Origin of the sequence: Yersinia alsatica, assembly GCF_902170305.1 — a bacterium.
In the GTDB taxonomy this organism is placed as follows: Bacteria; Pseudomonadota; Gammaproteobacteria; order Enterobacterales; family Enterobacteriaceae; genus Yersinia; species Yersinia alsatica.
The window spans coordinates 215598-232176 of sequence record NZ_CABHWW010000026.1 but is presented as its reverse complement, the minus strand read 5'-3'; the positions used below and the strand labels follow the sequence as shown (position 1 = coordinate 232176).

Below are 16579 nucleotides of genomic sequence, written 5' to 3'. Positions count from 1 at the left end.
ATCAGCTCTCCATCTTGTGCAATGCGTCATTGCATACCGCAATGGCGGCTGGAATATTCTCTATTGTTTTATTCCGTAAAAAATCTCGTAATATTTCGGTTCGACGTTGCTCCTCTTTAATTATTGCGGCCTTCTCATGTAAATTGACGTAATACGTTTTAATCGTGAATATCACGCTAATCACTGTACCGAGAATAAAGATGTAATCCTGTAAGCTCAGAGCCGAAAATAGTGCCAGCGATCCTGTCCACCAATATGGCAGTTGACTTTGTTCATTCATTTATTACCTCCCATTCTGATACACTGGCACGTATTACCAACAGAAACAGGAAAGCCCCGACATTGCGAGGCTTTCCTGTTTTTAATCAGTATGTAACTAACCAGTGATATCAGACTAATATACTTTTTGCGGACCGCGTTAATGTTTTTTAATGAATATTTAAAAAATTATTTATTTACACTAACAGTCAGAATTATAAAAAGAAAAACCCCGCATTAGCGAGGTCTTAAAATATTATTCTTGCGTAACACACCAACCAGTAATATCAGACTAATACACTTTTTGCGGACCGCGTTAATGTTTTTTCATAAATATGTAAGTTTTCAATTAATGGGTCCATTTCTAATTTTACATTCAACATAGCCAGACAACCATCAATAAAGCCTTCAGCCATTTGCATATTAATCCTTACCAGCTTTTCATCTCTTTTTTGCTGGCGTGCAATAGCTCGCTTTGATTGATTAAGAACATAATGACGAATAATCAATTCATATTCATCTGGTCGGTATTGTTTTAATCGCGCCACACAACCATCTACGACTAAGCCATCATCATCACAGCAGGAGGCTTTACTTTTAGAGGTATCGGGCAAAAGCCCTTTGAAGCCAGCGGCAATAGATGAATAATCCAGCCCCGAGCTATATCTAGCCCAAACACCCCAGCGCGCTAATACTAATTGAATATCTCTCGTGCCCGGCATCTTCTGACTATGGTTTCCGGCTTTCGGGCCGTTAATTGAACTCATATATAGCTACTCCACAAAAGGCGGGGTCACAGGATGACACCTCAGCCTATCGATTGTTCAGCAACGGAAACCCTTATACGCCTGGCTGCCGTCTTCTTGTGATAACCAGAGCAACTCACGGCACGAAGGCTGATGACACGACTAACAGTGCGTGTTGCAGGTGCGATTCCATGCGTTTCTCTTATATATTTTGATTGATTATTACCGCAAGTGATTTTATAGTCAATACCGCAGGTGATTGGATATTATTGCTAACGGTAATAAAATTGACTGATGAAAAAGAAGCCATTGACGCCAGAACAGTTAGACGACGCTAAGCGGCTGAAAGAGCTGTTTAATGCCAAAAAGAAAGCACTGGGTATATCCCAGGAATCGGTTGCGCACGAATTGGGCGTGGGCCAAAGTGCGGTTAACCAATTTCTGAACGGTATAAATCCGCTCAATGTGACCAATGCCGCTGCTTTTGCCAAAGTGCTGAATGAACCTATCAGCAGCTTTAGCCCTTCATTGGCAAAAGAGTTGGCGAAGATGGCGGAAAGTTTGTCTATATCTACCCGCAGCGGACTAAATGATAAACCGGCGGGATCGGTTGCCAACAGTTATCCGCTGATCAGTTGGATCAGTGCGGGCAACTGGTATGAAGCAATAGAGCCCTATACCCTGCGCGATATTGAAATTTGGCCGGAGTCGACCAAGAATGCACATGACAATGCATTTTGGTTGAGTGTAAAAGGCGATTCTATGACCTCGCCGTCAGGTATCAGTTTTCCCGAAGGGATGATTATTCTCGTCGATCCGGAAAAAGAACCGATGCCAGGTAATTTTGTTGTCGCCAAACTCACTGATGATAACGAAGCCACATTTAAGAAATTGATCGTCGATGCCGGGGTTAAGTATTTGAAACCATTGAATCCTGCCTACCGATTAATTGAACTCAATGGTAACTGCAAGATACTCGGTGTCGTGGTCGATGCCCGCTGGTTAGAGATAGATTAACCAGATACATCTATTCTGATCATTTACTGCTTCGGCAAAAAAAATCTAAATTGCCTGCATAAACAAGCAGATAAAATCTCAAACAAAAAATAACCGCCAGTGATTACTCAATAAATCACCTGCGGTTATTTTCAATATAGCCAAATCGCCTAAAAAACAGTCAGTTAACCTAATTCCTTGCCCACAAAGCTAAAATCCTATTGTCTCACACCCAATATAACTGTATATTAATACAGTATTTTAATTTGAGAAAACTTAGGAAGAAGCGATGCGAGTTGAATTAATTTATGACAAACGGAATGTCGCCGGCCTGACCAATGCGAATGAAATGATTAAGGCGGAACTGACCAAGCGCGTACACCAGATATTTCCTGATGCAGAAGTTAAGGTCAAGCCGATGCAAGCTAACGGCATAAATACCGATGCCAGCAAACAAGAGAAATCGGTACTCAATCGTTTAGTTGAAGAGATGTTTGACGAGGCCGACCAGTGGTTAGTCAGTGAATCATGATTATCTTATAAGCTCGAATATTTAGCATCAATCTAGATACATCCCCGGATTTCAGCCGATTGGTGCTTATTTTACCCTTTAAATCTCTCTATTTTTTTCAACTTTATCGCTATTCAATCCAATAAATTCAAGATCAAAAAACAACCAAGTTTATGTTTTCATTGGATATCGATATCAACAAAATGGACCACTGTCGTCACTATTACATAAAAAAGAATTAACAATGGTGCATATATTACACTTTGTTACTGTGACTCAGCTCAAGTTTCCCTACGCCAAGCCGTTACTTGAATCATGCATTCCCCTTTACTTAGGACGCTCTATGCTTGATTCCATTCGTTCACGTATCTTGGCTGCCTGTATCATTATCGTGGCGTGTTCCCTTGCCATTAATACTTACTTTAACTATTCCGTTGCTAACAAATATAACAGCAGTGCCATTGATAATACTCTGACGGCAGTGACTGCCAGTCATGGTGTTGGCATTGCAGACTGGGTCGCCTCTAAAACACAAATGATTGTGTCACTCAAAGACACGGCTCTGGCGGCTGATCCAACCGCCGCACTGCGTCAGGTTGCGGCGGCCGGTAATTTTATTAATGTGTATATTGGTTACGCGAATAAGACTGCCATCTTCTCTAATCCTGAGGGTATTCCTGCAGGTTACGACCCCACTGGACGCCCATGGTATTTGCAAGCTGTGAAAGCAGGAAAGCCTGTCGTCACGCCGCCTTATGTCGATGCCGGAACAAATCAGTTAGTGGTCACCTTTGCATTACCCATCATCCAAGATGGCAGTGTTAAAGGAGTATTGGCTGCCGATGTCACCATGGACAGTGTGATTGCAAACGTAAAATCTATACACCCAGCGGAAGGTAGCTTCGGGATGTTGATTGATGCTGATGGCACCATCATCGCCCACCAAGACGCGCAATTAACCCTCAAACCACTGAGTGAAATTGCCCCCACACTGGATCTTAAGGCACTCTTGTCCGCCACTCAGCCTATGACTGCCGATATCGGTAGCAGCAGTAAGTTATTGCTGGCGCAGGCCGTGCCGGGTACACAATGGTTTACTGTTGTGGCACTGGACAAAGCTCAGTCTACTGCCGGGATGCGCTCATTATTAACCACTTCGCTGGTGACGCTGATTGTGATTATCCTCATTGCCGCAGTGATTATTGGCCTTATTACCCAGCGCGCTCTGACACCACTGACCCACGTGCATAAAGCCATGGATGCAATCAGTTCGGGTACCGAGGATTTAACACAGCGTTTGCCGGTAGAAGGCCGTGATGAAGTGGCAAAAATAGCGCGTTCATTCAATAACTTTGCTGACAAACTCAGTGCTGTCATGACTCAAATTCGCGATACCAGTGAGTCGGTAAGAATTGCCGCCAATGAAATTGCCGCTGGAAATCAGGACTTGTCGGGCCGAACTGAATCAGCGGCCGCCAGCTTGCAACAAACCTCTGCGGCATTAGAACAAATTTCAGCAACTGTGGCTCAGTCGGCCAGTGCAGCAAGGCAAGCTAACACTGCGGTGCTCTCCGCAGCCAATGATGCCTCGCGTGGTGGCGATGTTATCGCCAAAGTTATCACCACCATGGAATCAATTGAGGCGGCATCTGGCAAAATCGGCGATATCACCAGCGTGATTGATGGTATTGCCTTCCAGACGAATATTTTGGCACTGAATGCGGCGGTAGAAGCTGCCCGAGCAGGTGAACAAGGTCGCGGTTTTGCCGTGGTTGCCGGTGAAGTGCGCACATTGGCACAACGCAGTGCACAAGCCGCGAAAGAGATAAAAACATTAATTGAATCAACCGTCAGCAGTGTAGCCTCCGGTTCGGGTCAGGTACGTCAAGCCAGTAATACCATGACCGAGATTGTCAGCAGCGTCTCTGATGTCACCACCATCATGTCAGAAATCACCAACGCCGCAGATGAACAGATGCGCGGCATTCATGAAATCAATAGTGCAGTGGCTCAATTGGATACCATGGTGCAACAAAATGCGGCACTGGTGCAGGAATCAACTGCCGCCTCTGCGGCATTACAAGCTCAGGCGGCTGATTTGACCGGTGCCGTGAATCAATTCAGAATCTAGTGCATCAAATTCAATAAAAACTGAGGGTTAGCTTCAGCGGGTGGTCATTAAACCCGCTGGAACGCCCTACTCCAGCACTATCCGTGCGCCAATCTTAATCGGCGCAAAATTCTCTTGTGAAACACCGGCTTCAGCTAACGCCAGCGCTAATTGTTGCGGCGGCTCATCCAGTGACTCATCGGCCAATTCAAATACCCCCCAATGCATAGGCACTGTCATAGGTTGCTGTAATTGCTTAAATAATTGTACCGACTGCTGCGGATCCATATGTTGTGCATTCATAAACCAGCGCGGAGCATAAGCGCCAATAGGCAAGGCCGCGTAGTTGAATGGCCCCAATCTTTCGCCAATGGTCAACAGTTGCTGACAATAGCCGGTATCACCGGTGAAATAGAAGTTAACATTGTCGCGTTTAACCACCCAGCCCGACCATAGACTTTGGTTACGATCCCACGGCGTGCGCATACTCCAATGGCGCGCTGGGACACAATGAAACTCAAATTCAGCAGCCAGATGCTTGTCCCACCAATCCAACTCATGAACATGCTGCGCACCATGTTGTACGAACCAACTTTTTAGCCCTAGTGGCGCCAAAAAAACCACCTCGGGGAAGCGCCGGATTAATTGGGTAATGGTCGTCACATCCAGATGGTCATAGTGATTGTGAGAAATCACCACCACATCAATAGGTGGCAACTCTTTTACACTGGCGGGAGCCGGGGTTCGGCGTGCTGGCCCATAAAAATTGAGGGGCGAAGCACGGCAAGAGAGTACCGGGTCGAACAGGACAGTTTTCCCCCCGACGCGCAATAATAATGAGGCATGACCCAACCACCACAAGGCATCTTGTTGACCACCGAAATCCGCCGCTTGCCACCAGTCAGTGACAAACTGGGCATAACCCTGCTGCGGAGGTTTGGGTAACGACTGGCGTTTGCGCTCTTCGCGCCAACGTTTTAGATCCTGCGGGTGGTGGATAACAGGTTCCAGATTCTGAAATCCAAATTCGGTGTGGTGTGGCTTACTGGCATCATAATAGGGGTTTTTCTTCGCCATTTTACATCCTTCACTGCTAGCCACTGGTGCAGCCAGAATACATTCATATGCTACGGAACCATTCCCATATATCAAATATTGATATTTTCACTATGTACGCAACAGACTTAATACAGATGCCGATTTTTCATGCCATTGATTAAAATCTTGCCACATTTGTCACGGTGATGATTGCCGTAAAAGAGCATTATCACTCATTAGTATTCTTATGGATATTTTGTTTTTTTGCCGAATATTCCCTCCATCCATTAACTTGATTCACATCAATTTTTACTGTAATTCGCGCCATTTCAGATCGAAAAACCCTTTTTCGTGATCGACCACTCATTTTTATGAACGCCATACCTTTATAAAGAAAACGCTTATCCATTATTAATGAAACATTGTTTTAATTTGAGGTGGCGGTAAAAATGAGTAAAGCTATTACAACAAGACATACCTTGGCGTATGGGAGCGCTAACTTACTGGGGAGCGGCGCACTGGCAATTAGCGGTGCCTGGCTGATGTATTTCTACACCACCTTTTGCGGACTCTCTGTCGTAGAAGCTGCCACTATCTTTTCAATCGCTAGTATTATCGATGCCATTAGTAACCCGGTAATGGGTTATATCACAGATAACTTTTACAACACTCGACTGGGCCGCATCTTTGGCCGCCGTCGCTTCTTCATTTTAGTGGGGATCCCACTGGTATTGGTCTATCCAATGCTGTGGATGAGTGGCTTTGGCTTCTGGTATTACCTACTGACCTACGCACTGTTTGAACTGATTTACACCTCGATCATGGTGCCTTATGAAACACTGGCAACCGAGATGACCACCGATTTTGCCAAGCGCTCAAAACTGACGGGCTCTAAAGCTATCTTTGGTAAAGTCGCTAACTTTTTAGCTGCTTTCATTCCCGGCCAGTTTATTGCCATTTATGGTAAAGATTCAGCGACGCCATTCCTCTATACCGGGATCGCCTATGGTCTGATTATGTGCTGCGCCATGATCTGGCTTTACAGCTCATCTTGGGAACGTCCAGCCAGCGAAGTGGTTAGAGAAACCACGAGCAGCTTAGGCCAAGCCCTGAAAAAACTCTGTGTGGATATGGCATCAACTTTCCATCTGCGCATTTTCCGCAAACACTTGGGGATGTATTTGTTTGGTTTTGGTGCTGAATGGTTGTTCGCTTCCGCATTTACTTACTTTATTATTTTTGGTTTAGGTCAGGATGCCGCGCTGGTCTCTCAGCTCAATAGTTTTAGCTCAATCATGCAGCTGATTTCTACCGCGATCTTTATTGGTATCTGCGTCAAAATGGGCTTTGCTCGCCCGTTCCGTATCGCGCTGCAAGTCGTGATTGTCAGTGTGATTGCGTATGCCGCACTCTATTTTACTGGCTGGTCTCAGACCACCACAGTGATTGTGTTGTTCTGCATCACTGCTGTTTTCGGTTTGAGTACCGGCGGCATCTACTACATCCCATGGACGGTTTATACCTTCCTGGCTGATGTGGACGAAGTATTAACCGGCCGTCGCCGTGAAGGGATCTATGCCGGGGCCATGACTTTTGCCGGTAAAATGGTGCGCTCGATTATCGTCTTCGCCATGGGGTGGACGTTAAGTCGCTTTGGTTTTGTCTCTGGGCAATCGAGTCAGCCGGAAATGGCTGTGCAAGCCATTGTCGGGGTCTTCGCTATCGGCGTTATTGCTCTGGCATTAGTGGCTATCTACTACACCACGCAGATGAAACTGGACCGTAAAAACCACAAAATCCTGCTGGAAGAAATTGAGCGGATTAAAGGTGGCGGCGCCATGGCTGATATCCCAGCCCATGCTCGAGCCGTCGCGGAAGAACTCACCGGCTGGAAATACGAACAGTGTTGGGGCAATAACCCACTCGGTATGAAAGAGTCATCTAACGTGGTGCCTAAACCGGTCACTGAAAGCTAATAGATGTCTGATAGTCAGCGCAAACCGCACCGGCCCTAACCCGGTGCGGTTTTTTATCATGCTGAATATCATTACCATTCTACTATTTCCCCTCTCCCGCTTTCCCTTTCTATCATGCTATGGTGTTTAGCTCCCCTTTTCTCCAACAGGATATTGGCTAAAATGATTGTAAGAACTTGGCATGGTTGTGTCCCAGTAAAATATGCGGAAGGATTCAGGCAGCATTTGGAGCTCACCGGTGTGCAAGATGCCACAGGAATTGCAGGGAATAGAGGTGCATTTGTACGCCATGAAACTCAGGGGATGTGGGAGCATTTCTTTTTAGCCACTTACTGGCAAGATATTAATGCCGTTAAAGCATTCGCTGGCGAGAATTATCAGGTGGCAGTCACCTATCCCGATGACGAACAGTTCGAATTACTCTCAGACCCTTACGTTTTTCAGCACGAGGTTCGTCAGATATCCCCTATCTAAGCCACGTCTAATGTAATAACAGGATATAAAGCAGAAAAAACAGAGTGGCTCTCTTTGTGGGTTGACTCGCAATGAGGCCACTGGCCCGATAAGTTCTGCCCGCTAATGTAAATTATTCGTCTATCTGAAAATTTCAGCATGTTTTATACAAATATCCGATTACTATAAGTCCACGACCACTTATTTATTTTTTGAACATGGACAAAAGATTGCTGAAACATTTCTCCGCCCCATTGCTAGCCGCTGCATTATTTACAATCCCTATGCACAGCTATGCCAATACTGAGCTTTTGACATCACAAGTTGTTGATCAATATGCTGAACATATCTTCTATAACAGTGGGGCCATGGGAATGGCACTGGTGGTTATCGATAATAATCAAGTGGTCAACCGCAGTTTTGGTGAAACCAAGCCCGGTAATAATCTGCGCCCGCGGCCAGACTCATTGATTCGCATTGCTTCTATCACCAAGCTGATGACCAGCGAAGTGATGGTTAAGCTGGCTGAAGATGGCACGGTAAAATTGACCGACCCACTGCGAAAATATGCGCCAAGTGGGGCCAAAGTTCCGGCTTATAATAGTAAGCAGCCAATTACCCTGCTGAATTTGGCCAGCCATACCAGCGGCCTGCCGCGTGAACAACCGGGTGGCCCGCAGAAAAGGCCAGTGTTTACCTGGCCGACTAAAGATAACCGCTGGCAGTGGCTTAAACAGGCAACTGTCGCTGTTCCCCCCGGTGTAAAAGCGGCTTATTCCAATTTGGCCTACGATTTGCTGGCGGATGCACTTTCACGGGCCTCCGGCAAACCTTATACCAGCTTATTGCGCGATAAAATCACCGCTCCGCTAGGAATGCGCAATACCACCCTCACCCCGACGGCAGAGCAATGTAGCCGTTTGATGGTTGGTGTTGGCAGCAGCCGTTGTGAGAACACCACAGCCGCCGCTGGCAGCGGTGGGATTTACTCAACACCGGAGGATATGCAGCGCTGGATGCAGCAATTCTTATCTTCAGATAACAGCGCGCGTAAGAATTCAGCCAAACGTGAACAAACCCTGTATTTCCAACGCCGCGACTTAGTTTCATTAAAAGGGATGGATGTTGCCGGTCAGGCAGATGCACTGGGTTTGGGATGGGTTTATATGGCACCCAATGATGAACTACCGGGAATTATGCAAAAAACCGGTGGCGGCGGCGGGTTCATCACCTACATGGCCATGATCCCGGAAAAGAATATCGGCGTCTTCGTGGTAGTGACCCGCACGCAGTTGACTAAATTCACCAATATGAGTGATGGCGTTAATCAGCTGGTGGCCCAACTAGCCAAGAACAGCTAATGCTATTGGCGGCAGCGACGGTAGCTGCCGCCATTTCGATAGATATGAGCCACCCCGCCTCGCTGAGCCGCGATGTAAAGCTCATAGCAAAAAGCCCGCTATCTTATTCAGATAGCGGGCTTTTAATTGGTGCCGGCACCAAGAGTCGAACTCGGGACCTACTGATTACAAGTCAGTTGCTCTACCAACTGAGCTATGCCGGCGTAATTTGGCGGAAGGATAGAGATTCGAACTCTAGGACCTGTTACAGTCGACGGTTTTCAAGACCGTTGCCTTAAACCACTCGGCCATCCTTCCAATGAGCGGCATTATCATCTATAGCGTGATGATATGTCTAGTGTTTGGTTCAGAAAAAATTGAAATTCGGTTCGTTTGGTTAAACTTCATGCCGAAATTGGTCAAAAAAAGCCAGCTTGGTCAAAAACGCAACGATGCTGGATTGGGTTACTGCTCGGTTACAGCAATGACAGGTATAAAAAAACGCGGCCAAATGACCGCGTTTTATCAGAACCTACCCTGTTATCAGGATTAGAACTGGTAAACCAAACCAACCGCTACGATATCATCAGTGTTGATACCGGCATTTTTGGTGAATTGGTTTTCATCCAACAGGTTGATTTTGTAATCAACATAGGTGGACATGTTTTTGTTGAAGAAGTAAGTAGCGCCGACATCAACATATTTCAGCAGATCTTGGTCACCATAGCCGTTGCCAAGGTCTTTACCTTTAGATTGCAGGTAAGCTACGGATGGGCGCAGGCCGAAATCAAACTGATACTGAGCCACTAACTCAATGTTCTGTGCTTTGTTAGCAAAGCCGTAAACCGCGTCAGCATCGTCATTGCTAAAGTTACCGAAACGGGTCTGGTTGTAAGTCTGAGTATAAGTTGCGGCCAGATAAACGTTGTTGGCGTCATATTTCAGACCACCGGCATAGGCATCAGCACGATCACCATGACCATATGCCAGTTTATTTTGATCAGTAGTACGCAGAGAGCTTGCCATCGCAGCAGACGCACTCACGCCCCAACCAAGGTCGTAAGATACGGACATACCGTAACCGTCACCATTCTGACCTTGTACATCACGGCCATTGTTGGTTTCAGTGCCGCTGCCGTTCTTGCCTTGATATTGCAGAGCAAAGTTCAAGCCATCAACCAAGCCAAAGAAGTTGGTGTTGCGGTAAGTCGCAATGCCGTTACCACGTTGTGACAGGAAGTTATCCGCACCGTAAGTATCGCCACCGAACTCTGGCAGTACGTCAGTCCATGAGTTTACGTCGTAAAGCACACCATAGTTACGGCCATAATCGAAAGAGCCGTAATCAGCAAATTTCAAACCAGCGAAACCAATACGGGTAAAGTTACCTTGGTCTTGATCTTCAGCTTTGTTTAAATTTGCCTGATATTCCCACTGGCCGTAACCGGTCAGTTGGTCGCTAATCTGAGTTTCGCCTTTCAGGCCAAAACGCATGTAAGACTGGTCGCCATCTTTGCTCTTATCATCAGAAAAATAATGCAAACCATCGACTTTGCCGTACAGATCCAGCTTGTTGCCGTCTTTGTTGTAAATTTCAGCCGCGCCTGCACTACCTGCGACTAATAAGGCTGGAACAAGCAGGGAAAGAACTCGAAGTTTCATCGTTATTATCCTCTAATTATTAGATCTAACTATGCCACTGCTCTTGCGAGCATATAATCCCAATGGGGTTATTCTATTGTGGTAATAAGATTAGGATTTATCTATACAGAAAATGCTACCAAGTCTCGGATAATGTTTCATATGTCCAAAAATCATTTCAAAATGTAAATGGTGGCGAACTTTCACAAAAATAGAAAATACCAAGAAATATAGCACCTATAATCAAGAATGATTATTTTTTAAATAAATACAATAAGTTACAAGAAAATTCATACCGCACAAATTGACAAGTAATATCTTAGAAACAGCAACTATAATAAATCCGCTATCATCATTATTTTACTATTACTTTCATTGTGGCCTCCGCGGCCAGATAATTCGTTAGTGTTACGGCCGGTCTTTTGACCGGCTTTTTTATTGTCTGCAATATATATAGTGAAGTATATTTATAATGATGGGCATATTTCCAAAATGAAATAATAGGCAAAACATATAGTTTCATCATAATATTTGAGCACGAATAGCTTAAACATCACGGGCTAATAATTAGCCTGATTGGTTAACTAGCATCCAACTATTTATTGGCATAGTTTAAAATTTATCAGCAAATAAAGGGCATTCAGCGTCAACTGTAAAACGCCAATAGAGACAAATAATTAAGCAGCATTATTAGCGCTCCCGCAATGCTTCATTCACTTTATTCAACGGCTTTATTAGGTAGTCTAATACCGTTTTCTGCCCGGTTTTAATTTCTACACTCGCCACCATTCCCGGTAATATTGGAAATGACTTCCCGGCTTTATTCGTCAAATCAGCCCGATTAGTGCGCACATAAATACGGTAGTAAAATTGGTCTCGTTTAACTTCATCTTGCAAGGTATCCGGCGACACCGTCTCTACCTCGCCATTCAGATTGCCGTAGATGGATGAATCATAAGCGGTTATCTTTACCGTCGCCGGTAAGCCGGGGCGGATGTAAGCAATGTCACGCGGGTTAATACGCGTTTCAATCAATAATTGCTCTTCGATAGGGACGATTTCCATCAACTTACCGCCGGGTTGCAGCACCCCCCCGACGGTGGAAACCTGAATATCCTTTACGATCCCACGAACCGGTGAAATGAGTGTGGTTCGCGTGAGTTGATCCTGCTTGCCGGAGACCACCTGCAACTGTGCATCTAAATCGGCATTATTTTTAAGCTGCTCCTCTCTGGCTCTAACCGCATACTGGTTGCGAGCTTCATCAATTTTGCCTCGCAGATCACTGACTTGCCGCTGTAGCCGGATCACCTCGACCTGGCTGGCGGCACCTTTAGCCACCAGCGGTTCGGTCATGCGCAGCTCCTGCTGGACCAGTTTCAGTGATTGCTGCAAATTGCTGACAGTTTCATTGAGATTTTGCCGGCGAGAGAGATAGAACTGAGTCTCGCGCGCCACCAGTTCCGGCTCTTTTAAGGTATCGACACTGAAAGCCAATGCCGCACCGGTGAGCTCAGCGCGCAAGCGTTCTGAAGAGGCGCGCAAAGTACGCACTCTGGCGGCGGCTTCGCCGTAGTTAGATTGAAAACGGGTGGGATCAAGGCGGGCCAGAATTTGCCCTTTATTGATGATAGCCCCTTCATGCACCAGCAACTCATTAATGATACCGCCATCCAGACTCTCTATTAGCTGCGCGCGGCTCGAGGGCGTCACTTTCCCAGTACCCACAGTGACTTCATCCAGCGTGGCGAAATAAGCCCAGATAAACATCACTATCATCCCCACCAGCATGAGCCACACAATGGCCGACATGCGCCGCTCCTGCTGTACCCTTTCTTGTTGCAGGCTGAGATTGCTCATGACCAACTCCTGTTAGGCAGCACCTTGTTGAGATTTATTGCTCATCGCATTGAGAATATGGTCGCGCGGGCCATCAGCCACCACTCGGCCGTTATCCATCACAATGATGCGGTCTACCAATTTTAATAATGCAGGTCTATGGGTCACTAGCACCAACATGCGGCCATCCAACCAGCTATCCATTTGACGAATGACATAATCTTCCAGTTGTTCATCCATTGACGCCGTCGGTTCATCCATCAGTACAACCTGTGGATTACGTAAAATCATCCGGCTCAGCAATACCATCTGCCGCTGCCCGCCGGATAACCCTTGCCCCCCTTCATTAATAATCCGATCAAGGCAAGCCGCATCCTGCTGCACCATGGCGATTGCGCCACTGATCCGCAGCGCCTGAATCATCTCCTGCTCGCTGGCATGGGGGTGGCCCAGCATCAGGTTTTGCCGCAGTGAGCCAAAGAACAGGCGAGAGTCCTGCGACAGAAAGCCCAGTTGACGGCGTAAATCTGCCGGTTCTATCCGCTTGATATCAACTCCGTCAATCACCACTTTGCCTTGCGTGGCACTGGCCTGACCGGCTAACAGCTTCAGTAAAGTAGATTTACCGGCCCCTACTTTGCCCAGAATTGCCACCTTCTCACCGGGTTTGATTTCCAGAGATGCAATCGCAATGACGCTTTGCCCTTTCTCTTCATCATAGGTGTATTGCAGGTTGTGCAGCTGATAGTGGCCGTTCAGTATCGGGCAGTGAGCCAATTCACTCTCATCTGGGCGATCTAGGGGTTTTTTGAGTAATTCATTCAAGCCGGTCATGGCGCTTTTCGCATGTTGCCAACGCGAGAAAACCATGGTCAGTTGCATTAACGGCGCGATAGTTCTTGAGGAGAGCAAACTGCTGGCGACCAGTGTCCCGGTGGTTATCTCCCCGGCCAACACCAGATAGGTGCCAAAAACCAGCATGCCCGCATAGGTCAATTGTGAAACTGTCGAGGCCCAACCGGTAAGGCGCGCGCCCCATAAGCGCTGTTTCATCCCCACCGCCGCGCTCACCTCGTGGGTTTGCTCCCATTGGCGCTGAAAATAAGGTTCGGCCTGCAATGCTTTGATATCTTCAATACCTTCAATGGTTTCAACCAAAATGGCATTGCGCAGTGCCCCTTCACGCATTCCTTCCTTCGCCAGTTTCGCCATGGGGAACTGAATCAATAAGCCGGGGATAACAATTAGCGGAATAGCCAATAGCGGGATAATAACCAGAGGGCCACCCATAAAAGCCATGATGACCAGAAACAGCAGCACGAACGGCATATCGGCCGCTGCCCCTACCGTCGTGGATGTGAGTAATTCACGAACTTGATCAATTTCACGCAGTTGAGAAATAAAGGAGCCAGTCGACTTGGGGCGAGCTTCATTTTTAATCGCCATCGCGCGGACAAACAGCATCGACGAAACATTGAGGTCGATTTTTTTACCCATCAAATCAGAGATCTGAGTCCGGGTCAGCCGAATGACATACTCCATAACCGCGGCCAGCAACACACCGAAGAACAGCACCCACAATGTAGCGTAAGACTGTGCTGGAATTACCCGGTCGTAGACTTGCATGGAGAACAGAATCCCCCCCAGTGCCAGCACATTACCCAGCACCGAGGCGAGAGAGATCTCAGCAATTTTACGCCCGGCACCCCGGAAGTTTTGCCAGAACCAGTGCTTGCGATAGGGTCTGACAAACTCATCAATCCGTTGATCACGGCCGCGCATGGCGGTGCCCACCATAACCACCCGCCCCTGACTGCGCGCCAGCAACTCGGGTAGGCTCGCCTCACGAATCACATCACCGCCATCACTGAGCCAATAACTCACCTGCTCGTCATCACTCAGGTGTTCTAATACCGCCACACTGCCGGGTTCCAATTCCAGTAACACCGGCAGCAGTTCATTGCGCCAGCGGACTTTCTTCAATGGCATCACGTTGACCTGCAAACCCAGCAGGCCACTGAGTCGCTCCAGTTGACGCAAGCCATTTAATTGCTCAAACCAGCGCATTTGCTGGGTCAGAAAATTAACATCAGCGGGTTTGCCATAACGGCTGGCAACCCTCGCCATTGCGGTTATCCAGACTTCTGTTGGCGTAGATTGCGTTGTCATGTTACCCCTGTTGCGCGCACATTTGCGTCAATGAAACCCGATACCCCACCCCGTCAGTGGCAGGTGAAAATACCGCTATCAGAGTGTCGGTAACCTTTCGCCACTTTGAGCAACCCGGTCGATACCGAGCATATCGACCAAATTATCGACCGCCGAGGCATAGCGCGCGGTGGCATCCCAGCCGTCATAGAGCGCCATCAATCGCATTGAATCTGCCTGTGATACATCCTGCTCAACACTCAGTAAGTCATTCAGGCTGCGTTTGCTTAACTTATATTCATCCTGATAGACACTGCGGGTATGGCGGGCACTTTCCAGTTGCTGCTCCCCTGCTTGCTGGCGCTGTATGGCACCAATCATGTCGGCGTATGCCGTTGCGGCTTTTTGATTCACATCCAGCTTGGCTTTTTCAACTTCCGCCTGTGCCGCCGCGCGCGCACCTTCTGCCGCACGAACTTTGGCACTCACCGCGCCGCCCTGATAAACCGGGGCTTCAACTGCCAGTTGCACCTGATCATCCCAATAAGAGCGGGAGTCATTTTCATAGCGTGTCCGGCCCGCCTGAATCTTTAAGGTTGGCCAGTGTTGCGCCTGACTCTGCCGCACCCGCTGCATGGCGGCCTGCTGCTTAGCCTCGGCACTGCGCACTGCGCTGCTGGTATCGTAAGGAATAGCGTTGAGCGTGATTTTTTGCTTGAGCAGATCTTTGGGGAGATCCGGCAGATTGTCGGACACAACACCGGTCAAGACCGTCAGTTGCGCCTGCGCTGAACGCTGCTGCGCGCGATACTGTTCCAACGTGGCAACCATACCGGCGATGCGGGTTTCGGCTTGTAAAACATCAGATTGCGAGCTCAAGCCAGCATCAGCCCTGAGTTGGGCAGTCTCTTTAACACTTTCCAGCGAGGCAATATTACTGCGCGCGACCACACTTAATGCCTGATAGCGCTTGACCTGCAAATAAGCCTGAACCGTACTCAGCCCCACCGCGGTCATGGTGTTAAACAGTTCATAGCGATAAGCATCTGACAGCGCTTGTTGCTCATCAATACTGCCGCCGGTTTTACCGAAGTCATACAATAGTTGGCTCAGTTGAACCCCGGCAGAAGCATTGCTATTTAAGCTGCCAGCAGAGTCGGTTTGATGCGATTTCCCGGTCGTGCCTTGTAGGGAAATTTGCGGATACCAGCCACTTTCGGCGATATCCAAATCACCTTGCCCCACTTTGATCTGCGCCGCCGCTTGGGCAATTTGCGGATTACGGGCAAAAGCCCGCAAGATAGCTTCACGCAAGCTGAGCTCCGCCAATTGCTCTTCGCTCGGTGCGGCCTGCCAGTTAAAAGCCGCCACCGGTGGGGGTTGTGCCGCCCACAGCGGCGGCCCTCCCAGTGTGATTAACGCCGTAATACCCCATAATGCGCCGGGAATGCACCGGCCAGTAAAGCCGCTTATTTTTCTATTCATCGCCGACATACTCCCGTGCCGATCATTTTCTAAGTGTT

At 47.7% G+C, this 16579-nt stretch carries 13 protein-coding genes and 2 tRNA genes; 6 read left to right on the top strand and 9 right to left on the bottom strand.

Annotation, left to right across the window (positions count from 1 at the left end; all coding sequences use genetic code 11):
- Position 1: 1 nt before the first annotated feature.
- Together FTA96_RS15140 and FTA96_RS15135 are read right to left on the bottom strand one after the other, a co-directional pair.
- The gene (locus tag FTA96_RS15140) at positions 2 to 280 is read right to left on the bottom strand and encodes a hypothetical protein (protein WP_050120874.1); all 279 of its coding nucleotides are present in this window, start codon (positions 278 to 280) and stop codon (positions 2 to 4) included.
- A 265-nt stretch (positions 281 to 545) separates the two neighbouring features.
- Positions 546 to 1025: an antiterminator Q family protein gene (locus FTA96_RS15135; RefSeq protein ID WP_050106152.1), complete on the bottom strand. Its 480-nt coding sequence runs from the start codon at positions 1023 to 1025 to the stop codon at positions 546 to 548.
- A gap of 273 nt (positions 1026 to 1298) precedes the next feature.
- Here FTA96_RS15135 and FTA96_RS15130 point away from each other — a divergent pair, with 273 nt between their 5' ends.
- The 3 genes from FTA96_RS15130 to FTA96_RS15120 all read left to right on the top strand — a co-directional run bounded on the left by FTA96_RS15130 (position 1299) and on the right by FTA96_RS15120 (position 4642).
- Complete coding sequence (locus FTA96_RS15130) at positions 1299 to 2021, top strand: LexA family protein (RefSeq protein WP_004708676.1); 723 nt, start codon at positions 1299 to 1301, stop codon at positions 2019 to 2021.
- A 268-nt stretch (positions 2022 to 2289) separates the two neighbouring features.
- Positions 2290 to 2532, top strand: a complete 243-nt coding sequence (locus FTA96_RS15125; RefSeq protein ID WP_050120872.1) for a DinI-like family protein — start codon at positions 2290 to 2292, stop codon at positions 2530 to 2532.
- 322 nt (positions 2533 to 2854) lie between these two features.
- Positions 2855 to 4642, top strand: a complete 1788-nt coding sequence (locus FTA96_RS15120; RefSeq protein ID WP_145574218.1) for a methyl-accepting chemotaxis protein — start codon at positions 2855 to 2857, stop codon at positions 4640 to 4642.
- 66 nt (positions 4643 to 4708) lie between these two features.
- Here FTA96_RS15120 and FTA96_RS15115 read toward each other — a convergent pair whose 3' ends face one another.
- Positions 4709 to 5698, bottom strand: a complete 990-nt coding sequence (locus FTA96_RS15115) for an MBL fold hydrolase (protein ID WP_050132972.1) — start codon at positions 5696 to 5698, stop codon at positions 4709 to 4711.
- Positions 5699 to 6108: 410 nt separating this feature from the next.
- Here FTA96_RS15115 and FTA96_RS15110 point away from each other — a divergent pair, with 410 nt between their 5' ends.
- The 3 genes from FTA96_RS15110 to ampH all read left to right on the top strand — a co-directional run bounded on the left by FTA96_RS15110 (position 6109) and on the right by ampH (position 9449).
- Positions 6109 to 7635 carry an MFS transporter gene (locus tag FTA96_RS15110; protein ID WP_145574216.1) on the top strand — a complete coding sequence of 509 codons (1527 nt, stop codon included), beginning with the start codon at positions 6109 to 6111 and terminating at the stop codon, positions 7633 to 7635.
- Between the two features lie 162 nt (positions 7636 to 7797).
- Complete coding sequence (locus FTA96_RS15105; protein WP_145574214.1) at positions 7798 to 8109, top strand: hypothetical protein; 312 nt, start codon at positions 7798 to 7800, stop codon at positions 8107 to 8109.
- Positions 8110 to 8306: 197 nt separating this feature from the next.
- Positions 8307 to 9449 (top strand): D-alanyl-D-alanine-carboxypeptidase/endopeptidase AmpH, encoded by a 1143-nt coding sequence (gene ampH, locus FTA96_RS15100; protein WP_050120868.1) that lies wholly within the window; start codon positions 8307 to 8309, stop codon positions 9447 to 9449.
- Between the two features lie 127 nt (positions 9450 to 9576).
- On the opposite strand, the gene FTA96_RS15095 is transcribed toward ampH, so the two are convergent.
- From FTA96_RS15095 to FTA96_RS15070, 6 genes are all read right to left on the bottom strand, one after another.
- Positions 9577 to 9652, bottom strand: a tRNA-Thr gene (locus tag FTA96_RS15095).
- A 6-nt stretch (positions 9653 to 9658) separates the two neighbouring features.
- Positions 9659 to 9746: transfer RNA gene (locus tag FTA96_RS15090), tRNA-Ser, on the bottom strand.
- A gap of 231 nt (positions 9747 to 9977) precedes the next feature.
- Positions 9978 to 11090: a porin OmpC gene (ompC, locus tag FTA96_RS15085; RefSeq protein ID WP_145574212.1), complete on the bottom strand. Its 1113-nt coding sequence runs from the start codon at positions 11088 to 11090 to the stop codon at positions 9978 to 9980.
- Between the two features lie 669 nt (positions 11091 to 11759).
- A complete protein-coding gene (locus FTA96_RS15080) occupies positions 11760 to 12929 on the bottom strand; it encodes an HlyD family efflux transporter periplasmic adaptor subunit (RefSeq protein ID WP_050106143.1) in 1170 nt (389 codons plus the stop codon).
- 12 nt (positions 12930 to 12941) lie between these two features.
- Positions 12942 to 15077 carry a type I secretion system permease/ATPase gene (locus FTA96_RS15075; RefSeq protein ID WP_072077465.1) on the bottom strand — a complete coding sequence of 712 codons (2136 nt, stop codon included), beginning with the start codon at positions 15075 to 15077 and terminating at the stop codon, positions 12942 to 12944.
- 78 nt (positions 15078 to 15155) lie between these two features.
- On the bottom strand, positions 15156 to 16541 hold the full coding sequence (locus FTA96_RS15070; protein WP_050132965.1) for a TolC family outer membrane protein: 1386 nt from the start codon (positions 16539 to 16541) through the stop codon (positions 15156 to 15158).
- Between the last annotated feature and the right edge of the window lie 38 nt (positions 16542 to 16579).